18 protein-coding genes and 1 rRNA gene are annotated in these 20,507 nt (G+C 51.7%); 12 read left to right on the plus strand and 7 right to left on the minus strand.

Features of this window, described 5'->3' with window-relative positions; all coding sequences use genetic code 11:
* Nucleotides 1-116, plus strand: a 5S ribosomal RNA gene (gene rrf, locus C3708_RS18945).
* Between the two features lie 91 nt (nucleotides 117-207).
* Here rrf and mobB read toward each other — a convergent pair.
* A complete protein-coding gene (mobB, locus tag C3708_RS18950) occupies nucleotides 208-714 on the minus strand; it encodes a molybdopterin-guanine dinucleotide biosynthesis protein MobB (protein WP_103949985.1) in 507 nt (168 codons plus the stop codon).
* On the minus strand, nucleotides 711-1,295 hold the full coding sequence (gene mobA / locus C3708_RS18955) for a molybdenum cofactor guanylyltransferase MobA (RefSeq protein ID WP_103949986.1): 585 nt from the start codon (nucleotides 1,293-1,295) through the stop codon (nucleotides 711-713). The genes mobB and mobA overlap by 4 nt, the downstream gene beginning before the upstream one ends.
* A 68-nt stretch (nucleotides 1,296-1,363) precedes the next feature.
* Between mobA and C3708_RS18960 the strand changes: the two genes are divergently transcribed.
* The 3 genes from C3708_RS18960 (at nucleotide 1,364) to dsbA (ending at nucleotide 3,345) form a co-directional block, all read left to right on the plus strand.
* Complete coding sequence (locus C3708_RS18960) at nucleotides 1,364-1,633, plus strand: YihD family protein (protein WP_095284060.1); 270 nt, start codon at nucleotides 1,364-1,366, stop codon at nucleotides 1,631-1,633.
* Nucleotides 1,634-1,708: 75 nt separating this feature from the next.
* Nucleotides 1,709-2,695 (plus strand): serine/threonine protein kinase, encoded by a 987-nt coding sequence (locus C3708_RS18965; RefSeq protein WP_103947806.1) that lies wholly within the window; start codon nucleotides 1,709-1,711, stop codon nucleotides 2,693-2,695.
* A 26-nt stretch (nucleotides 2,696-2,721) separates the two neighbouring features.
* Nucleotides 2,722-3,345 carry a thiol:disulfide interchange protein DsbA gene (dsbA, locus tag C3708_RS18970; RefSeq protein WP_095284057.1) on the plus strand — a complete coding sequence of 208 codons (624 nt, stop codon included), beginning with the start codon at nucleotides 2,722-2,724 and terminating at the stop codon, nucleotides 3,343-3,345.
* A 15-nt stretch (nucleotides 3,346-3,360) separates the two neighbouring features.
* Here dsbA and C3708_RS18975 read toward each other — a convergent pair whose 3' ends face one another.
* Nucleotides 3,361-4,269, minus strand: a complete 909-nt coding sequence (locus tag C3708_RS18975; RefSeq protein ID WP_095284056.1) for an acyltransferase — start codon at nucleotides 4,267-4,269, stop codon at nucleotides 3,361-3,363.
* Between the two features lie 438 nt (nucleotides 4,270-4,707).
* Between C3708_RS18975 and polA the strand changes: the two genes are divergently transcribed.
* Nucleotides 4,708-7,500, plus strand: coding sequence for a DNA polymerase I (polA, locus tag C3708_RS18980; RefSeq protein WP_103949987.1), 2,793 nt, complete (start codon nucleotides 4,708-4,710; stop codon nucleotides 7,498-7,500).
* Between the two features lie 315 nt (nucleotides 7,501-7,815).
* Here the strand turns inward: polA and yihA are convergent, their stop codons facing one another.
* Entirely contained in the window at nucleotides 7,816-8,442 is a 627-nt protein-coding gene (gene yihA / locus C3708_RS18985) for a ribosome biogenesis GTP-binding protein YihA/YsxC (protein ID WP_095284052.1), read from the minus strand.
* 578 nt (nucleotides 8,443-9,020) lie between these two features.
* Between yihA and yihI the strand changes: the two genes are divergently transcribed.
* On the plus strand, nucleotides 9,021-9,536 hold the full coding sequence (gene yihI, locus C3708_RS18990) for a Der GTPase-activating protein YihI (protein WP_103947804.1): 516 nt from the start codon (nucleotides 9,021-9,023) through the stop codon (nucleotides 9,534-9,536).
* Between the two features lie 188 nt (nucleotides 9,537-9,724).
* Entirely contained in the window at nucleotides 9,725-11,098 is a 1,374-nt protein-coding gene (gene hemN / locus C3708_RS19000; protein ID WP_103949988.1) for an oxygen-independent coproporphyrinogen III oxidase, read from the plus strand.
* A 70-nt stretch (nucleotides 11,099-11,168) separates the two neighbouring features.
* Here the strand turns inward: hemN and glnG are convergent, their stop codons facing one another.
* From glnG to glnA, 3 genes are all read right to left on the minus strand, one after another.
* Nucleotides 11,169-12,581, minus strand: a complete 1,413-nt coding sequence (gene glnG / locus C3708_RS19005; protein WP_095284043.1) for a nitrogen regulation protein NR(I) — start codon at nucleotides 12,579-12,581, stop codon at nucleotides 11,169-11,171.
* A 10-nt stretch (nucleotides 12,582-12,591) separates the two neighbouring features.
* Nucleotides 12,592-13,641 (minus strand): nitrogen regulation protein NR(II), encoded by a 1,050-nt coding sequence (gene glnL / locus C3708_RS19010; protein ID WP_095284042.1) that lies wholly within the window; start codon nucleotides 13,639-13,641, stop codon nucleotides 12,592-12,594.
* A 185-nt stretch (nucleotides 13,642-13,826) separates the two neighbouring features.
* The gene (glnA, locus tag C3708_RS19015) at nucleotides 13,827-15,236 is read right to left on the minus strand and encodes a glutamate--ammonia ligase (RefSeq protein WP_095284040.1); all 1,410 of its coding nucleotides are present in this window, start codon (nucleotides 15,234-15,236) and stop codon (nucleotides 13,827-13,829) included.
* A 389-nt stretch (nucleotides 15,237-15,625) separates the two neighbouring features.
* On the opposite strand from glnA, the gene typA reads away from it, so the two are divergent.
* The 5 genes from typA to fabY all read left to right on the plus strand — a co-directional run bounded on the left by typA (nucleotide 15,626) and on the right by fabY (nucleotide 20,501).
* Nucleotides 15,626-17,449, plus strand: coding sequence for a ribosome-dependent GTPase TypA (gene typA, locus C3708_RS19020; protein ID WP_095284037.1), 1,824 nt, complete (start codon nucleotides 15,626-15,628; stop codon nucleotides 17,447-17,449).
* Between the two features lie 166 nt (nucleotides 17,450-17,615).
* Nucleotides 17,616-18,215: a glucose-1-phosphatase gene (yihX, locus tag C3708_RS19025; protein ID WP_095284036.1), complete on the plus strand. Its 600-nt coding sequence runs from the start codon at nucleotides 17,616-17,618 to the stop codon at nucleotides 18,213-18,215.
* Nucleotides 18,209-19,081 (plus strand): virulence factor BrkB family protein, encoded by an 873-nt coding sequence (locus C3708_RS19030; protein ID WP_095284034.1) that lies wholly within the window; start codon nucleotides 18,209-18,211, stop codon nucleotides 19,079-19,081. Before yihX ends, C3708_RS19030 begins: the two co-directional genes overlap by 7 nt.
* On the plus strand, nucleotides 19,078-19,515 hold the full coding sequence (gene dtd / locus C3708_RS19035) for a D-aminoacyl-tRNA deacylase (protein ID WP_095284033.1): 438 nt from the start codon (nucleotides 19,078-19,080) through the stop codon (nucleotides 19,513-19,515). The genes C3708_RS19030 and dtd overlap by 4 nt, the downstream gene beginning before the upstream one ends.
* Before the next feature lie 44 nt (nucleotides 19,516-19,559).
* Complete coding sequence (fabY, locus tag C3708_RS19040; protein ID WP_158251375.1) at nucleotides 19,560-20,501, plus strand: fatty acid biosynthesis protein FabY; 942 nt, start codon at nucleotides 19,560-19,562, stop codon at nucleotides 20,499-20,501.
* The last annotated feature ends 6 nt before the right edge of the window (nucleotides 20,502-20,507 follow it).

Here is a 20,507-nt window from a genome sequence, read left to right on the forward strand (position 1 = left end):
CCTGGCGGCTTTAGCGCGGTGGTCCCACCTGACCCCATGCCGAACTCAGAAGTGAAACGCCGTAGCGCCGATGGTAGTGTGGGGTCTCCCCATGTGAGAGTAGGGAACTGCCAGGCATCAATTAAGTGAAGAGGCCATCCGGAAGGATGGCCTTTTTGCGTTTTTGTTATTTATATAAATAAGCCATAAAACTGAAAAACCGCTCAATTATTTCCCCGCCATCCACGCCTGAATAAACTCGACGATCGCATTAGTATCATTTAAATCCAGCACTGGAACTTCAAGCGACAGCGAAACGTCAGTGGCCACCGCAATAACATGCTGATCCACGGTTAACTCATCGATCTCATGCCCCGCATCGCTTCTAAAAAGCAAAATCTTGGGCACGAATTCATGTTTAAACCCCTCGACCAGCACCAGATCCAGCGTTGAATGGTCCATTCGGCTTACAAGATAATTCAGATCCAAACTTTCTGTTTCGGGGGTCTCCGTCATTAATGCCCATCGCTGCGCGCTGGCTACCATAGTTTGCGCCGCGCCGGCTTTACGCAGCTCGTAACTGTCTTTCCCCGGCTTATCGATATCCATGTTGTGGTGAGTGTGCTTAATCAATCCTGGACGGATTCCCTTAGCACACAGAGCCGGGATCAACTTTTTGAGAAGCGAGGTTTTCCCGGTACCGCTCCATGCGGCAATCGCTAAAACAGGTTTCATTCTTTCCCCTGCATCATTTGCAAATCCTCAGTAGTGTTCACGTTAATAAAAGCAGATTTCAAATCACTAAAATCAACGGAATGGCCGCCAGACTGATGCATAAACACCATGACTCGTCGTTCTCCCGCAGCCAGATAAGCTTCTAATTCAGGGATTAATTTCCGGTTAACAAGCGCAATCGTTGGATGATCGCGCTCGCCGTCATGAACCCAGACAACGGGCGCATCTTCACGTTGATGAATCAGCCGCTCAGCAAGGCTGGAGGGGATAAACGGCGTATCACACGGACAAAAGAGGAACCATTCCTCGTCAGATTGCTGCATAACGCTCAGCATTCCGGCCAGTGGACCAAGGTAATCTTCTTGGTTATCCTGGTAGACCGGATTCCCGCTTTGCCGATAAATATCGATGTGGCGGTTAGCGCTGATAGCGATGGTTTCCACTTGATTACTAAGCGTAGCGGCAACATGCTGCCATAATGGCTTGCCATTAAGCTCTTGTAAGCCCTTATCTTTCCCGCCCATTCTCGTCGCTCTTCCCCCGGCTAGAACGACGCCGATCACTTCTCGGCACTGATTCACTAATGTCGCCTCTTTTATTGTGGGATTGACCCTGCTAACGTGTTCCTATCAATGAAAGGAGCACGACAATGAAATGTAAACGTCTGAATGAAGTTATCGAACTTCTCCAGCCAGCCTGGCAAAAAGAGCCGGAACTGAACCTGATGCAATTTTTACAGAAACTGGCGAAAGAGTCAGGTTATGACGGTGAACTGACCGACCTTTCTGATGACATCCTGATCTACCATCTTAAAATGCGTGATTCTGATAAAGATGCGGCCATTCCGGGCATTAAGAAAGATTATGAGGAAGATTTCAAAACTGCACTGCTGCGTGCCCGTGGCATAATTAAAGAGTAAAACCTTGTAAGCGGCGCCACCGAAATCGCTGTGAAATGATATCCTGAATCATTCGTATAATTTCCGGATGATCGGATGAACGACACGGCTTTTACTTTCCAGACATTAAACCCGGATACCATTATGGATGCCCTCTTCGAACAGGGTATTCGGGTGGATTCCGGGCTAACTCCCTTAAACAGCTACGAAAACCGCGTCTATCAATTCCAGGACGAGGATCGTCAGCGCTTCGTCGTCAAATTTTATCGGCCCCAACGCTGGTCGGCTGAGCAAATTCAGGAAGAGCATCAGTTCGCTCTCGATTTGGTCAACGATGATGTTCCGGTGGCCGCACCCATTCAGTTTAATAACCAGTCACTGCTCACGCATCAAGGATATTACTTTGCTGTTTTTCCGAGCTTGGGTGGCCGCCAGTTTGAGGCGGATAATATCGATCAGATGGAGTGGGTTGCTCGTTATTTGGGGCGAATCCATCAGACGGGACGTAAAAAAGCCTTCAACGTACGCCCTACGATCGGGATTCAGGAATATTTGACGGAACCCCGCCAGGTATTCGAAACATCAACGCTGATTCCGAAAGCCTTGAAAGCGAATTTCCTGAAAGCCACGGATGCCCTTATTGCGGCGGTAACTGAGCGCTGGGACGATCAAACAGATATTCTGCGCCTTCATGGTGACTGCCACGCCGGGAATATTCTCTGGCGCGACGGCCCGCTATTTGTCGATCTCGACGATGCGCGTATGGGGCCAGCGATTCAGGATCTGTGGATGCTGCTGAATGGCGATAAAGCCGAACAGCGAATGCAGCTTGAAACTATCATTGAAGCCTACGAAGAGTTTAGTCCCTTTAATTCAGACGAAATCGCCCTGATTGAACCTTTACGAGCTATGCGACTTGTATATTATCTCGCTTGGCTAATCAGGCGTTGGGACGATCCCGCGTTTCCTAAAAACTTCCCGTGGTTGACCGGGGAAGATTACTGGCGTAGCCAGACAACCACCTTTATTCAGCAAGTTAAGGTTCTACAGGAACCGCCACTACAATTAACGCCAATGTATTAATCGGACACATCAGGAGAAATTTGATCATGAAAAAAATATGGCTGGCGCTGGCAGGTATGATTCTGGCATTTAGCGCATCTGCTGCTCAATTCAGCGATGGCAAACAGTTTACTACCCTTGAAAAACCGGTCGCCGGTGAGCCTCAGGTGCTTGAGTTCTTCTCATTCTATTGCCCTCATTGCTATCAGTTTGAAGAAGTTCTGCACGTTTCTGATAACGTGAAGAAAAAGCTGCCTGAAGGCACCAAAATGACCAAGTATCATGTCGAATTCCTGGGTCCTTTGGGTAAAGATCTGACGCAAGCCTGGGCTGTTGCTCTGGCGCTGGGCGTGGAAGATCAAGTGACGGCGCCAATGTTTGAAGCCGTACAGAAAACCCAAACCGTTCAGACCGTTGCCGATATTCGTAAAGTTTTTGTTGATGCCGGCGTGAAAGGTGAAGATTACGACGCAGCATGGAACAGCTTCGTGGTGAAATCTCTGGTCGCTCAGCAGGAAAAAGCTGCCGCTGATCTTCAGTTGCAGGGCGTTCCGGCAATGTTTGTTAATGGCAAATATCAGATTAACCCGCAGGGCATGGATACCAGCAGCATGGATATCTTCGTGCAGCAGTATGCCGAGACCGTGAAGTATCTGGTTGAGAAGAAATAAAAGTGAAAACGCCGGTCAGAGACCGGCGTTTTTGTTTGTAGATTTTAAATCGTTTATGAGCACATCTTTATCATTCCACAACGTATTCAGCCACAGCTGGAAGCGACGTTTGAAATTCTTATCATTGATGTAATCACCGTGTAGCTCTTCATTCACGGGCACCAGATTTACTCTCACCACGATCCGCGTCAGCTTTCCGCTCAACATATCGTAGAACGGCGTTGCGTCATTTTCTGGATAGCACAGAGTGACGTTCAGCAATTTATCAAACTGCTCTCCAAGAACATTAAGCGCCATCGCAATCCCTGCCGCTTTAGGCGGCAATAAGTTTTTATAAGGGGAGCGAGTTTGCTGGCGCTTCATTTCCGTGAAGCGTGAGCCTTCCACGAAGTTAACGATCGTCGTCGGATGTGCGCGGAATTTTTCGCAGGAGCGCCGCGTCGTTTCAACATCTCGACCGCGACGTTCCGGGTGACGAATAAGATAGCCGCGAGAATAGCGTTTCATAAACGGCATATCCAGAGCCCAACAGGCCAGCCCGATAAACGGTACCCACGCCAGTTGCTGCTTAAGAAAGTATTTATTCATTGGGATATGTTTGCGAAACAGCACGCATAACACCACGATATCTGCCCAGCTATGGTGATTACACAGCAGCAAATACCAATTTTTCTTGTTCAGGCCTTCTAGCCCTTCGATATCCCATGTCAGATGCGGATTCAGACGCAACAACAGCGCCAGACCTTCACACCAGCAGTACATCATAAAATTGCAGAACGCAGATACCGCTCGCCAGACGCCAGGAACAGGCAATAGCAGCTTAATGATTCCGGCAATGATGATCGGAACAGAACAAGCGATGGTCACCAGGATGGTTAAAATGATGCTTAACAGTAATGTTATCGCAGCGAGTAATCTCGACATGATGAGCTTTTTCAAGTAGTTAGCTGGATTCTGGCGGCCAGATCGCTGCGCAGGGCGCTGATTTTACCAGAAAACGAATAAAAGCAGGCGGCTTTCACTCTGAGAGGGTGGGGCAAATGTGCCTCAACAGAGTATTTGTCTGCAAAACAGGATTCACCGTTTCTTATATCCACATAGAGCAAATAGTCATCAATTGGAAATATGTCAACAAGATCTATTTATAACCGACTGATAAAATTGGATAAATAATTAAAACAAGATCCGGTAGTGACACGATTATTCATATGAATTAAAAGTATGCACAAACTTATCCACAGTTTGATTTTGCGAGCGATCCTGACGATCGCAAAATCTTTTCCTGTATTCCGAGCTAAAAACTGATGTTTTCATCCTTCTGTGGCATCCTTTAGCCATTAATTGATTAAAGGCACGGACATTATGGTTCAGATCCCAGAAAACCCTCTTATTCTCGTCGACGGCTCTTCATACCTGTATCGGGCGTATCATGCGTTTCCTCCTCTGACCAATAGCGCAGGAGAGCCAACCGGCGCGATGTACGGCGTGCTGAATATGCTACGCAGCCTGATCCTTCAATATCAACCGTCCCATGCAGCCGTGGTATTCGATGCGAAAGGTAAAACGTTCCGCGATGAGCTGTTTGAGGATTACAAATCCCATCGTCCGCCAATGCCGGACGATCTGCGCGCGCAGATTGAACCACTGCACACTATGGTGAAAGCAATGGGCCTGCCGTTGCTGGCGGTCTCTGGTGTCGAAGCTGATGACGTCATCGGTACCCTGGCACGTGAAGCGGAGAAACTGGGCCGTCCGGTGCTGATCAGTACGGGTGATAAAGACATGGCGCAGCTGGTTACGCCTGGTATCACCCTGATCAATACCATGACTAACACCATTCTTGGGCCGGAAGAGGTCGTCACCAAATATGGTGTACCACCAGAACTGATCATCGACTTCCTCGCCTTGATGGGTGACTCCTCGGATAACATTCCGGGCGTGCCGGGCGTAGGTGAGAAAACCGCGCAGGCGCTGCTGCAGGGACTCGGTGGATTGGATACGCTGTATGCCGAATCAGACAAAATCGCCGGGCTGACGTTCCGTGGTGCCAAAACCATGGCCGCGAAGCTCGAGCAAAATAAAGATGTGGCTTACCTTTCCTATAAGCTGGCTACCATCAAAACTGACGTTGAGCTGGAACTCACCTGCGAACAACTCGAAGTTCAGCAGCCAGTTGCAGAAGAGCTCCTCGGCCTGTTTAAGCAATATGAGTTTAAACGCTGGATAACCGACGTCGAAGCCGGGAAATGGATGCAGGCGAAAGGCGCGAAACCTGCCGCTAAGCCAAAAGAGACCATCGTTGTTGATGCCGAAGAGGAAGTGGAAGAAGCAGCCAGTACGCTCTCCTTCGAAAACTACGAAACGGTACTCGAAGAAGCGCAGCTCGTCGCCTGGATTGAGAAACTGAAGAAAGCACCGGTCTTCGCATTCGATACCGAAACCGACAGCCTCGATAACATCTCTGCCAATATGGTCGGACTGTCCTTTGCCACAGAGCCGGGTATCGCCGCCTATGTTCCTGTCGCGCATGACTATCTGGACGCGCCGGACCAAATCTCCCGTGACCGCGTGCTTGAGCTGCTCAAACCGCTGCTGGAAGATGACAAAGCGCTCAAGGTGGGGCAAAACCTGAAGTACGATCGCGGCATCTTGCAGAACTACGGCATCGAGATGCGCGGTATCGCCTACGACACCATGCTGGAATCTTACATTCTGAACAGCGTGGCGGGCCGTCATGATATGGATTCGCTTTCCGATCGTTGGCTGAAACATAAAACCGTCACCTTTGAAGAAATTGCCGGGAAAGGAAAAAACCAGCTGACGTTTAACCAAATTGCCCTGGAAGAAGCGGGTCGCTACGCGGCTGAAGATGCTGACGTGACGCTGCAATTGCACCTGAAAATGTACCCGAAACTGCAAAAGCAGGAAGGGCCGCTGAACATTTTCGAGAATGTCGAAATGCCGCTGGTGCCTGTGCTGTCGCGTATTGAGCGCAACGGGGTTAAAATCGATCCAGCCGTTCTGCACAAGCATTCGGAAGAGATTGCCCTGCGTCTGAACGAGCTGGAACTTAAAGCACACGATATTGCTGGCGAGCCCTTCAACCTGGCGTCGACCAAACAGCTGCAAACGATTCTGTTTGAAAAACAGGGTATTAAACCGCTGAAGAAAACCCCGGGCGGCGCACCATCGACGTCTGAAGAGGTGCTGGAAGAACTGGCGCTGGATTACCCGCTGCCCAAAGTCATTCTGGAATACCGTGGTCTCGCGAAGCTTAAATCGACGTACACCGATAAGCTGCCGCTGATGATCAACCCAAAAACCGGTCGCGTTCATACTTCTTATCATCAGGCGGTTGCCGCGACAGGACGATTGTCATCAACCGATCCAAACCTGCAAAACATTCCGGTGCGTAATGAAGAAGGGCGTCGTATTCGTCAGGCCTTTATTGCCCCGAATGACTACCTGATTGTCTCTGCCGACTACTCGCAAATCGAACTGCGCATCATGGCGCACCTGTCACGTGACAAAGGTTTGTTGACCGCGTTTGCTGAAGGAAAAGACATTCACCGCGCGACTGCAGCTGAAGTCTTTGGTTTGCCGTTAGAGAGTGTCACTGGCGAACAGCGCCGCAGCGCGAAGGCGATCAACTTCGGCCTGATTTACGGCATGAGCGCTTTTGGCCTCTCCCGTCAGCTCAATATTCCGCGTAAAGAGTCGCAGAAGTACATGGATCTCTACTTCGAGCGTTATCCTGGCGTTCTGGAATACATGGAACGCACTCGCGCCCAGGCGAAGGAAAAAGGCTACGTTGAAACGTTGGATGGCCGTCGTTTGTATCTGCCTGATATTACGTCCAGCAATGCGGCTCGCCGTGCTGGCGCGGAACGTGCGGCAATCAACGCCCCGATGCAGGGGACAGCTGCGGATATTATCAAGCGCGCCATGATTGCGGTTGATGCGTGGCTGGAAAACGACAAACCACGCGTAAAAATGATCATGCAGGTTCACGATGAACTGGTGTTTGAAGTGCACAAGGATGATCTGGAAGCCGTCTCGAAAAAGATCCATGAACTGATGGAAAGCAGCATGAAATTAGATGTGCCATTGCTGGTGGAAGTGGGGAGTGGGGTGAACTGGGATCAGGCTCACTAAGGGTTAGACGACAAAGCGGCTGATTATGTAAGTAAGCAACATAACAGCCCGCTTTTTGTGACAATCATTAGATTTACCTATGTAAAGAGTGAAAAAAAACTACAAAAAGTGCTTTGTCCAGCGATAAAAAAAGAGTAGAGTTATCGATGTAGGGTACAGAGGTAAGATGTTCTATCTTTCAGACCTTTTACTTCACGTAATCGGATTTGGCTGAATATTTTAGCCGCCCCAGTCAGTAATGACTGGGGCGTTTTTTATTGCGGCAAAGAAAATATTTGGACCAAAAAAAAGCGCGGTCATCGCCGCGCTTTTTTATTACTCTTCCGCTTCTGTCGCGGGTTCTATGCCGTTATACCAGCTGTCGAGCTTGTGACGCAGTACATCCACGCCCTGCTTTTTCAGGGATGAAAACGTTTCGATCTGCACATCACCGCCAAATTCTACAGCCGCATCCCGCACCATTTTCAGCTGTGCTTTACGCGCCCCACTCGCCAGTTTATCGGCTTTGGTCAGCAGCACCAGCACCGGGATTTCGCTCGCCACACCCCAGTGGATCATCTGTTGATCGAGATCTTTAAGCGGATGGCGGATATCCATGAGCACAACCAGACCTTTCAGGCACTGGCGTTTTTCAAGGTACTCACCCAGCGCACGCTGCCATTTGATTTTTACCTCTTCTGGCACTTCTGCATAACCGTATCCCGGTAAATCCACCAGGCGTTTGCCTTCGGCGACTTCGAAAAGGTTGATCAGCTGAGTACGACCAGGTGTTTTTGAGGTACGCGCCAGGCTTTTCTGGTTAGTGAGCGTATTCAGGGCGCTGGATTTACCCGCATTGGAGCGGCCAGCAAATGCCACTTCAATACCCGTATCGGGCGGTAAGTGGCGAATATCAGGCGCACTGGTGACAAAATGCGTCTGTTGGTAGTTCCAGTTAGTCACGGGGTCGTCTCCTAAAATCTTATTCTGAAGGGGAGTATACCTGAATGCAGACAAAAGGCTTTTCACTTCGCTCCTGGGCAAGATTAAAACCATTGGCATTGTAAGACATCGGCCATCATCGCTATGGGAGATTTAAGAGGATCCTCATACGGAAAAAAACACAAAGCATTTAAAATCAGTTGGTTGATTATCTGGAATTATCCGAAAGTTCTATTTTGGACTATTTAGCGGCTTGTCTGACGCACTGAAAAAGGTAAAGTAGCACCCACGGCGAGGATGCCAACAGGATAAAGACTTAAGGAAGAGGGTCAGGAGCGCCAGGAGGCGAAGACTCAGGACCACAAGGGATGGTACACGCCTGGAGGCGTTTAAAAGGGAAAAGGAACCGTATCACGGACGGTATCCGCTAAAGGATAAACAGGGCGAGTTGTTGGCAAACACGGAATGTTTGACCCGTTAAGGGTTGAGAGTCAGGAAAAAAGGCGACAGATTGCTCTGTCGCCTTTTTTCTTTGCTTGCTTTCTGCTAGATTTCGCCGCAATTCTATACTGAAGAAAACGGCTTAAAGACAAGGCATCATGAAAAAACCGACATCCACAGCGGGCGCTAAACGCCCGGCAAAAGCGCACCGCAAAACCCGTGAAGAACTGAATCAGGAAGCTCGCGATCGCAAACGTGCGAAAAAGCACAGTGGTCATGCTTCGGGTAGCCGTGCGACCGGTAGCAATGCATCCGGTTCTGCCGCGCAACAATCTAAACTAAAAGATCCGCGTATCGGGAGCAAAACTCCTGTTCCACTGGGCGTGACAGACACCCCGGTTACCAAGCAGCAAAAACCGAAGAAGAGCGAGAAACCTATGCTTTCACCGCAGGCTGAGCTGGATATGCTGGAAAATGATGAGCGCCTGGACGCGCTGCTGGAACGCCTTGAGGCAGGCGAATCCCTGAATGCTGAAGAGCAGAAATGGGTAGATGCCAAACTGGATCGTATCGATGAACTGATGCAGCAGCTCGGTCTCTCCTACGACGATGATGAAGACGAAGAAGAAGAAAAGCAGGACGATATGATGCGTCTGCTGAAAGGTGGAAACTAACATTTGCACCCGGCGGGCTCAATAGTCCTCCTTATAACCCTTCCGGTTATATGTTATCTGGTGTGGTTATTCGTTAAACTACGGCGGTTGTCGCGGCGACAGAAGTGGCTGCGCACCCGAGTTTTAGCCCGCAATGGGGTTAAAACGGGCCGCCGTATACGAACGCGACACCAACGGAAGGAGTGAGCATGTCTGTACCAAGCATCGACTGGGATCTGGCCCTGATCCAGAAATATAACTATTCCGGGCCGCGTTATACCTCATACCCGACCGCGCTGGAGTTCTCTGAATCCTTCGGCGAGGCTGATTTTTTGCAGGCGGTTGCGCGTTATCCTGAGCGCCCGCTTTCGCTCTATGTTCACATTCCTTTCTGTCATAAGCTCTGCTATTTCTGCGGCTGCAATAAAATCGTTACTCGTCAGCAGCACAAAGCCGATCAGTATCTGGATGCGTTAGAGCAGGAAATCCTGCACCGTGCACCGCTGGTGGCTGGCCGCAACGTGAGTCAGCTTCACTGGGGCGGCGGTACGCCAACCTATCTCAACAAAGTGCAAATCAACCGTCTGATGAGCTTGCTGCGCGCTAATTTCCGTTTTGATGCCGATGCCGAAATTTCTATTGAAATCGATCCGCGTGAAATAGAGCTGGATGTTCTCGATCACCTGCGTGCCGAGGGCTTTAACCGCCTGAGCATGGGCGTTCAGGACTTTAACAAAGAAGTTCAGCGCCTGGTCAATCGCGAGCAGGACGAGGAATTTATTTTTGCGTTGCTGAATCACGCACGTGAAATTGGATTTACTTCCACGAATATCGACCTGATTTATGGCCTCCCTAAGCAAACGCCGGAAAGCTTCGCCTTCACGCTGAAACGCGTGGCTGAGCTGAATCCTGACCGCCTGAGCGTTTTTAACTACGCGCACCTGCCGACGCTGTTTGCCGCCCAGCGCAAAATCAAAGATGCTGACCTGCCCTCTGCGCAGCAAAAGCTGGATATCTTGCAGGAAACCATCACTTCTCTGACACAAGCTGGCTACCAGTTTATCGGCATGGACCACTTTGCCCGCCCTGATGACGAGCTGGCGATTGCCCAGCGTGAAGGCGTGTTGCATCGTAATTTCCAGGGTTATACCACTCAGGGTGATACGGATTTACTGGGGATGGGCGTGTCGGCGATCAGCATGATTGGCGACTGTTACGCGCAGAATCAAAAAGAACTGAAGCAGTATTATCAGCAGGTGGATGAAACCGGCAACGCTCTGTGGCGCGGTATTGCGTTAACGCGCGATGACTGCATTCGTCGGGATGTCATTAAGGCGCTGATCTGCAACTTCCGCCTCGATTTTGCGGACGTCGAGTCCCAGTGGAAACTCACCTTTACCGACTACTTTGCTGAAGATCTGAAGCTGCTTGCGCCGCTGGCGAAAGACGGGCTGGTGGAGGTGACGGATAAGGCGATTCAGGTGACGCCGAAAGGACGCTTATTGATTCGTAATATCTGCATGTGTTTCGACGCCTATTTGCGCCAGAAAGCGCGACTGCAGCAATTCTCTCGCGTGATCTAAAATTTCCCGGTGGTGCTGCGCTGACCTGGCTGACAATACGTAGGCCTGATAAGCGCAGCGCCATCAGGCGTTATTCCATCCCTAATTCTTTCAACTTCCGCGTCAGGGTGTTTCGACCCCAGCCTAACAAGCGAGCCGCTTCCTGTTTGTGCCCCTGCGTATGACGCAATGCCGTTGTCAGCAAAGTGCGCTCCATTTCAGGTTGCGCTTCGGAAAGCAGGTTTTGATGACCGGAACGCAGCGCGCGATCCGCCCACTGTGCCAGCAGCGTCGCCCAGCTATCGGGTAACGACTGTCCGGTACTGCTTTCTGGTGCGGTGGCTTCAAACAATTCGCTGGGCAGATCCTGAATCAACACCTCCTGACCGGCCGCCATCACCGTCAGCCAGCGGCAGGTGTTTTCCAGCTGACGCACGTTGCCCGGCCAGGCCAGACGCGTCAGCGCTGCATCCGTTTCCGGGTGCAGCAATTTGGCTTCGACGCCCAGTTCGCGAGCGGCCACCTGCAGGAAGTGACGCGCCAGACGAGGAATATCTTCCCGACGTTCACGCAGCGGCGGGAGATGAACGCGAATCACGTTCAGGCGGTGGAATAAGTCCTCACGGAACTTACCTTCCTGCACGCGCTGCTCCAGATTCTGGTGGGTTGCGGCGATAATGCGCACATCGACTTTCACCGGCGCATAGCCGCCGACGCGATAAAACTGCCCATCGGCAAGAACACGTAGCAGACGCGTTTGCACATCCATCGGCATATCACCGATTTCATCGAGGAAAAGTGTCCCGCCGTCAGCCTGTTCGAAGCGGCCCTGGCGAATGGTATTCGCGCCAGTAAACGCGCCTTTTTCATGACCAAACAGCTCCGACTCGATCAAATCTTTCGGGATAGCGGCCATATTCAGGGCGATAAACGGGGCTTTTGCGCGTGGGCTGTGGCGATGCAGCGCGTGAGCGACCAGCTCTTTACCGGTCCCTGATTCACCGTTGATCAGTACGCTGATGGACGAACGCGACAGACGACCGATGATGCGAAAGACATCCTGCATCGCGGGCGCTTCGCCAATGATATCGGTTGTCGGGCCAAACACCGGTGCGTTGCGCGGCTGTTGCTGTTCCTGATAATGGCTGATCGCACGTTCCACCAGGGCGACGGCTTCATCAATATCAAAAGGTTTTGGAAGATAATCAAATGCGCCCTGTTGATAGGCGCTGACGGCGGCATCCAGGTCAGAGTGAGCGGTCATTATGATGACCGGAAGCATCGGATGGCGTTGCTTGATTTGCTTTAACAGCGCAAGCCCGTCCATGCCCGGCATCCGAATATCTGAAAGCAGCACGTCCGGAGTTTTGGTGATGAGCGCATCAAGCACTTCGCTGCCGCTTTCAAAGGTGGTGCAGTTTAACCCTGCGCCCGTGAGCGCGCGTTCAAGCACCCAGCGGATGGAGCTATCATCATCGACTACCCAGACTATCCCTCGTTGCATCGTCGTCACCTTATTTTTTTATTGGCAGGTAAACCGAAAACTCGGTATGACCCGGCCAACTGGTAAATTCAATTTTGCCGGAGTGTTGGTCGATCAAATTACGGGCAATGGATAAGCCCAGCCCGGTTCCGCCTTCGCGCCCGCTGACCATCGGGTAAAACAGTGTGTCCTGCAGATGCGAAGGAATACCCGGCCCGTTATCTTCAACGTCGATTCGTGCGGCGAGGCGATAGCGCACGCCATGCAGCGTCAGTTGGAACGCGGTGCGTGTGCGCAGAATGATTTGCCCGCCTTCAGCGCCAAGCGCCTGCAGAGCATTTCGTACAACGTTCAATAGAACCTGTTCAATCTGATCGGGATCGTGTGGCAATTCCGGCAGGCTCGGATCGTAGTCTCGAATCAGCGTCACGTTGGACGGTAGCTCCATCGATACCAGCTTCACGACGCGCTCAGCCACTTTGTGGATGCTTTCCGTGACGTGCATACCCGGCTGTTGCGGGCCCAGCAGGCGATCCACCAGATTGCGCAGGCGATCGGCCTGTTCAATGATGACGTTGGTGTATTCGGCAAGTGCCGGGTCGGGCAGCGCTTTGGTTAACAGCTGTGCGGCGCCCCGCAGGCCACCCAGGGGGTTTTTAATTTCATGGGCAAGGCCACGTACCAGATCGCGGGCCGCGATTTGCTGAGCGTGCTGGAGCTGCTCCTGGCTGAGTCGACGGAGATTATCCATCGGTGCCATTTCCAGTAAAATTAATCCGTCCGGCAGGCGCTGTGCTGTTAGCGAGAGAATATGCGAACGTCCGTCGATGACCAGGGTGACTTCGTTGTCGGTAAAGCCCTGTCCGGCGGCTAAACTCTCCTGCATCAGCGCAATATTCAGCGAAAAATAACTCAACAGTTCCGGGAGCGGTGTACCAAATAATTTACGCGAGCTTTGGGCGAGCAATTGCTGTGCCGCAGGGTTGGCGTAATGCACCGCCAGCTCATCGTCGACCAGTAAGATACTGTTGATTAAAGAATTGAGGATCTGCCCAGCATCGGGCAGCGTGCCAGTTGCCATTAAGCAGTCTCCTGGAGTTGGGTGCACTAATTTAGTGCAGTATAGCTTTTTCAGTGTAAAAAGCGCGTGAGATCAGTTTGTTGGTGGAGAAAAAAGCCCATCCGGAGATGGGCTAAAAAGTTTCCACGGCAACAAAAAATCTGCTTTCGATTTCAGGCGTAAAAGGTCGCCTGAAATCGTCAAACTTAAACGCTGTAGTACAGTTCGAACTCAACCGGATGTGGAGTCATGCGCACGCGGTCGTTCTCTTCGATACGCAGGGCGATGTAAGCATCGATGGCGTCGTCAGTGAACACACCGCCAGCCGTCAGGAACTCACGGTCGGCGTCCAGCGCGTTCAGCGCTTCTTCCAGAGAACCGGCAACCTGTGGGATCTCTTTCGCTTCTTCTGGCGGCAGGTCGTACAGGTTTTTATCCATCGCTTCGCCTGGGTGGATCTTGTTCTTAATACCGTCAAGACCCGCCATCAGCAGCGCTGCGAAGCACAGGTATGGGTTAGCCGCTGGGTCCGGGAAGCGCACTTCGATACGACGCGCTTTTGGAGACGCAACCACTGGGATACGGATAGAAGCAGAACGGTTACGGGCAGAGTAAGCCAGCATAACAGGCGCTTCGTAGCCTGGGACCAGACGCTTGTAAGAGTTGGTGGTTGGGTTCGCCAGGGCGTTGATCGCTTTAGCGTGTTTGATAACACCACCGATGTAGAACAGCGCCTGCTCGGACAGACCGGCATATTTGTCGCCAGAGAACAGGTTGGTTCCGTTCTTGGACAGAGACATGTGGCAGTGCATACCGGAACCGTTATCGCCGAACATCGGTTTTGGCATGAATGTCGCGGTTTTGCCGAAGCGGTGGGCAACGTTGTGAACCACATATTTGTAGATCTGAATCTCATCCGCTTTTTTGGTCATGGTGTTAAAGCGGGTTGCGATTTCGTTCTGACCGGCTGTCGCCACTTCGTGGTGATGCGCTTCAACCACCAGGCCCATCTCTTCCATGATCAGACACATGGTAGAACGAATGTCCTGAGAAGAATCGACCGGAGGAACCGGGAAGTAACCGCCTTTCACGCCTGGACGGTGACCTTTGTTACCACCTTCGTATTTGGTGGAGGAGTTCCATGCGCCTTCGATATCGTCGATAGCCACGTGGGAACCGGAGATAGATGCACCAAAGCGGATGTCGTCAAACAGGAAGAACTCTGGCTCTGGCCCGAACAGCACGGTGTCCGCGATGCCGGTAGAACGCAGGTACTCTTCAGCGCGTTTAGCGATGGAGCGTGGGTCGCGGTCGTAGCCCTGCAGCGTGCCTGGCTCAAGGATGTCGCAACGGATAATCAGGGTAGACTCTTCGTAGAACGGGTCAATGAGCGCAGTGGTTGCGTCTGGCATCAGAACCATGTCGGATTCGTTGATACCTTTCCAGCCGCCGATTGAGGAGCCGTCAAACATTTTGCCTTCTTCGAAGAATTCGGCATTTACCTGATGAGCAGGAATTGTGACGTGCTGTTCTTTGCCTTTGGTATCGGTGAAGCGCAGATCAACAAACTTCACTTCGTGTTCGTTCAGCATCGTCAAAACGTGTTCAGCGGACATACTTAACTCTCCCGGATTGGTCATTGTCGTCGTGGTAACGAGGTCTTCAATTCTGTTTAAGGCTGGCGTGGTCGCCATGTTTTTGCCGTATTTTTATAAAGCGAAATCTGTGCCAACTTTTAAATCACCCCAAAAAGGCGTTATCATGCACGTCATAGTGCAAATGAACTGCACCACGAAAGTCATCTTGCACCAGTATAGTGCTTCATTGTGAACATTGAGCACCATATTGGTGCAATTTTCGTTAAAGTGCACTTTTTACGCTGCGTGAAAGCGGTCACAAAGCAACTCTGCGATACTTGTTTGCGGAGGATGTTTGTGATCCTGTTTAGTCCTGCGATTAATCCGTGTACAATAACGCGCTATTTCTAAATGCCTGAGGCAAAGTTGTGATCGAAAATCTGCGTAATATCGCCATCATCGCGCACGTTGACCATGGTAAAACTACCCTGGTTGATAAGCTGCTGCAGCAATCCGGTACCTTCAGTAATGATCGTGCTGAAGCCACCGAACGCGTGATGGACTCCAACGATTTGGAGAAAGAGCGTGGGATTACCATCCTCGCTAAAAACACCGCTATCAAATGGAATGACTACCGTATCAACATCGTTGATACCCCAGGCCACGCCGACTTCGGTGGTGAAGTTGAACGTGTAATGTCCATGGTAGACTCCGTTCTGCTGGTCGTTGACGCAATGGATGGCCCAATGCCGCAGACGCGCTTCGTAACCAAAAAGGCATTTGCCCATGGTTTGAAGCCAATCGTGGTTATCAACAAAGTTGACCGTCCTGGCGCGCGTCCTGACTGGGTTGTGGATCAGGTGTTTGACCTGTTCGTAAACCTGGATGCGAGCGACGAGCAGCTCGACTTCCCAATCATCTATGCATCAGCATTGATGGGTATCGCGGGCAACGATCACACTGATATGGCGGAAGACATGACCCCGCTGTACCAGGCGATTGTTGACCACGTTAAAGCACCAAGCGTTGACCTCGATGGTCCGTTCCAGATGCAGATCTCCCAGCTGGATTACAACAACTACGTTGGCGTAATCGGCATCGGTCGCATCAAGCGCGGTAAAGTGAAGCCTAACCAGCAGATCACTGTTATCGACAGCGAAGGTAAAACCCGCAACGGTAAAGTCGGCAAAGTTCTGACTCACCTCGGTCTGGAGCGTATTGAATCCACCGAAGCCGAAGCTGGCGACATCATCGCGATCACCGGTCTGGGCGAGCTGAACATCTCCGACACCCTTTGCGATCCGCAAAACGTCGAAGCACTGCCAGCGCTGTCTGTTGATGAACCGACTGTAACCATGTTCTTCAACGTCAACACCTCTCCGTTCTGTGGCAAAGAAGGTAAATACGTTACCTCTCGTCAGATTCTTGACCGCCTGAACAAAGAGCTGGTGCACAACGTTGCACTGCGTGTTGAAGAAACCGAAGATGCGGACGCGTTCCGTGTATCCGGTCGTGGTGAGCTGCACCTGTCCGTTCTTATCGAAAACATGCGTCGTGAAGGCTTCGAACTGGCTGTGTCCCGTCCGAAAGTTATTAACCGTATGATCGATGGCCGTATGCAAGAGCCGTTCGAGAACGTGACTCTGGATATCGAAGAACAGCATCAGGGTTCTGTGATGCAGGCTATGGGCGAGCGTAAGGGCGATGTCAAAGACATGATCCCTGATGGCAAAGGCCGTATTCGTCTGGATTACCTGATCCCGGCACGTGGCCTGATCGGCTTCCGTACCGAGTTCATGACCATGACTTCCGGTACTGGTCTGCTGTACTCCACCTTCAGCCACTACGATGACGTTAAACCGGGTGAAATCGGCCAGCGCCAGAACGGCGTGCTGATCTCTAACGGCCAGGGTAAAGCAGTTGCGTTCGCACTGTTCAGCCTGCAGGACCGCGGTAAGCTGTTCCTGGGTCACGGTGCAGAAGTTTACGAAGGCCAGATCATCGGTATTCACAGTCGTTCTAACGACCTGACTGTAAACTGCCTGACCGGTAAGAAACTGACCAACATGCGTGCTTCCGGTACTGACGAAGCAACCACGCTGGTTCCAGCACAGAAAATGTCTCTTGAGCAGGCTCTGGAATTTATCGATGACGACGAACTGGTAGAAGTTACCCCTACCTCCGTACGTATCCGTAAACGTCACCTGACTGAGAACGACCGTAAACGTGCGGGCCGTGGCAGCAAAGACTAATACGATACCTCTCTGAGGTGCGTAGTGCGAAAAGCCGCTGAGTTTCAGCGGCTTTTTTATTTGTATAAATTCCAGGACTCTCCCTGCCTTTAACCTGAATCTGGCGCATAGCCAAAGCCTCTCTTTCCCGCTACAGTTATTTCTCCACGGCGCGAAGGGGATAAACATGCTTTATATCTTTGACTTAGGAAATGTCATCGTCGATATCGATTTCAATCGAGTGCTGGGGGCATGGAGCGATTTTAGCCGTGTGCCGCTGGCGACGCTTAAGCAGAATTTCACTATGGGAGAGGCTTTCCATCAGCATGAGCGGGGTGAAATCAGCGATGAAGCCTTCGCTGAAGCCATGTGTCATGAGATGGACCTGCCCTTAAGCTACGAGCAGTTTGCTCACGGCTGGCAGGCGGTCTTTGTGGCGCTCCGCCCGGAGGTCATCGACACCATGAATAAACTGCGCGAGCAGGGGCATCGCGTGGTCGTGCTATCCAATACCAATCGTCTGCACACCACCTTCTGGCCCGGTGAATATCCGCAAATCCATGACTCCGCAGATAAAATATACCTGTCGCAGGAGATGGGGATGCGCAAACCCGAAGCACGAATTTACCAGGCAGTATTGCAGGCAGAAGGTTTCTCGGCTGCCGATACGGTCTTTTTTGACGATAACGCCGATAATATAGAGGGAGCTAACCAGTTGGGTATCACGTCGATCCTGGTGACCGGGAAAGAGACGATACCGAACTATTTTGCGAAGTTGTTATGCTAAAAACCGTTCATCAAAAAGCCACTCATCATACGCGTCCGTTTCGGGCGTGGATAAAACTGCTCTGGCAGCGCATTGATGAGGACAACATGACCACGCTGGCGGGTAATCTCGCCTATGTGTCGTTGCTCTCGTTAGTGCCGCTGGTAGCGGTGATTTTCGCGTTGTTCTCTGCCTTTCCGATGTTTGCCGACGTGAGCCTGCAACTGCGTCATTTCGTTTTTGCGAACTTCATTCCCGCTACCGGGGATGTGATTCAGGGATATATCGAGCAGTTCGTCGCCAACTCCAGCAAGATGACCGCCGTGGGCGCGTGCGGATTAATTGTCACCGCGCTGCTGCTGATGTATGCCATCGATAGCGCGCTGAATACTATCTGGCACAGTAAAAAGGCGCGGCCCAAAGTGTACTCCTTTGCGGTGTACTGGATGATTCTGACGCTGGGGCCGCTGCTGGCCGGGGCCAGTCTGGCAATCAGTTCTTATCTGCTCTCGTTGCGCTGGGCGAGCGATCTCAACAGCGTTATCGACAACGTGTTACGCATCTTCCCACTGATTTTGTCCTGGCTCTCTTTTTGGCTGCTCTATAGCGTGGTGCCGACCACGCGTGTTCCGAATCGAGATGCCATTGTCGGGGCGCTGGTCGCCGCTGTTCTCTTCGAACTGGGTAAAAAAGGCTTCGCGGTTTACATCACTATGTTCCCGTCGTATCAGCTGATTTATGGCGTGCTGGCGGTGATCCCGATTTTGTTTGTCTGGGTCTACTGGACCTGGTGTATCGTCTTGCTAGGTGCCGAAATAACTGTCACTCTCGGTGAATATCGCAAACTCAAACAAGCCGCAGAACAAGAAGAAGCAGACCAACTATGATTGCATTGATTCAGCGCGTAACCCGGGCCAGCGTCACCGTGGAGGATGAGGTGACGGGTGAAATTGGCCCAGGACTTTTGGTGTTATTAGGTGTCGAAAAGGATGATGACGAACAAAAAGCGAACCGTTTAACCGAGCGTGTGCTGGGTTATCGCATCTTCAGTGACGCTGAAGGGAAGATGAATCTTAACGTACAGCAGGCGGGTGGCAGCGTGCTGGTGGTGTCTCAGTTTACCCTGGCCGCCGATACGGAACGCGGAATGCGTCCTGGGTTCTCCAAAGGGGCAGCTCCTGAGCGTGCAGAAGCGCTCTATGAATATTTTGTTGAACGTTGTCGCCAGCAGGAAATGAATACGCAAACCGGACGATTCGCTGCAGATATGCAGGTTTCGCTGGTGAACGATGGCCCCGTCACGTTCTGGCTCCAGGTATGAGCCAGCTGGCGGCATGGCCGCGGGTAACAAGAGAGAGTACAGCTATGTATCACCTTCGAGTACCGCAAACAGAAGAAGAATTAGAGGTTTACTACCACTTCCGCTGGGAAATGCTGCGTAAACCATTGCATCAGCCAAAAGGCTCCGAGCGCGACGCCTGGGATGCGATGGCGCATCATCAGATGGTGGTCGACGAAGAGGGCAACCTGGTTGCCGTCGGGCGTTTGTACATCAACGCGGATAGCGAAGCCTCAATTCGTTTTATGGCCGTGCATCCTTCGGTGCAGGATAAAGGTCTTGGGACCCTGATGGCGATGACACTCGAATCCGTTGCCCGCCAGGAGGGCGTCAAGCGCGTCACCTGTAGCGCCCGTGAAGATGCGGTGGAATTCTTCTCCAAACTGGGTTTCGTCAACGAAGGCGAAATCACTGCGCCGCAGACTACCCCGATTCGTCATTTTTTGATGATCAAACCCATCGCCACCCTCGATGATATTCTCCACCGTGCCGACTGGTGCGGTCAGTTGCAGCAGGCCTGGTATCAGCATATCCCGCTGAGCGAAAAGATGGGTGTTCGCATCCAGCAATACACCGGGCAGAAATTCATTACCACTATGCCGGAAATCGGCAATCAGAACCCGCACCACACTCTGTTCGCCGGTAGCCTGTTCTCACTGGCCACCCTGACCGGCTGGGGCCTTATCTGGTTGATGCTGCGCGAAAGGCATCTCGGCGGTACGATTATCCTCGCCGATGCCCATATTCGTTACAGCAGTCCCATCAGCGGAAAGCCGAGCGCGGTGGCGGATTTAGGCTCGCTCAGCGGCGATCTGGACCGTCTGGCTCGCGGACGCAAAGCGCGCGTGCAGATGCAGGTTGAGCTGTTTGGCGATGAGACCTCCGGTGCGATCTTCGAAGGTACTTATCTTGTACTGCCTGCAAAACCCTTCGGCCCGTATGAAGAGGGTGGAAACGAGGAAGAGTAAGCTCCA

Origin of the sequence: Lelliottia sp. 7254-16 (assembly GCF_002922995.1) — a bacterium.
GTDB lineage: Bacteria > Pseudomonadota > Gammaproteobacteria > Enterobacterales > Enterobacteriaceae > Enterobacter > Enterobacter jeotgali.